This is a genomic window from Clavibacter lycopersici (assembly GCF_003576405.1).
GTDB classification, from domain to species: domain Bacteria; phylum Actinomycetota; class Actinomycetes; order Actinomycetales; family Microbacteriaceae; genus Clavibacter; species Clavibacter lycopersici.
Genome location: NZ_QWGT01000558.1, coordinates 1 through 433, shown reverse-complemented (window position 1 = coordinate 433; position 433 = coordinate 1). Strand labels below are relative to the sequence as shown.

At 79.2% G+C, this 433-nt stretch carries 1 protein-coding gene; it reads right to left on the bottom strand.

Annotated features, from left to right (window positions below):
- The coding region (locus DZG00_RS16520) for a trypsin-like serine peptidase (RefSeq protein ID WP_511172849.1) at nt 1-433 on the bottom strand (433 nt) is incomplete at both ends.

Sequence of the window (433 nt, the reverse complement as noted above, 5' to 3'; positions counted from 1 at the left end):
GCCGCTCACGCGCGCGAACCCGGCGTCGTCCGCGGCGCGGCCGGTGGTCGTCCACGCGGACGACACCGCCGAGATCCGGACCGGCCAGATGCCGTGCGGAGCCGTGGCGCCCTGCGCGCCGGGCACGAAGGTGGCGAGGGCGGAGGCGGCGTGCGCGCGCCGGTCGACCAGGCAGTGGGCGGCGGTCGCGATGGCGTCGCCGTCGGGGGTGTCCACGACGCTCGCCGTGCAGGCGCGGTCACGGCCGCCGTCGACGTAGAAGAGGACGCCGACGAACGGCTGCTCCGGGTGCGGGACCGGCGACGAGGCCGGGGATCCGTCGCCGGTGGACTGCGGGGAGGCGAGGTCCGACGACGCGACAGCGGCTGCGGACGCCGTCGCGGGATCCGCCGCGAGGGCGGCGGCGCGGCGCTCGGCCGTCCAGTGCGCCGCG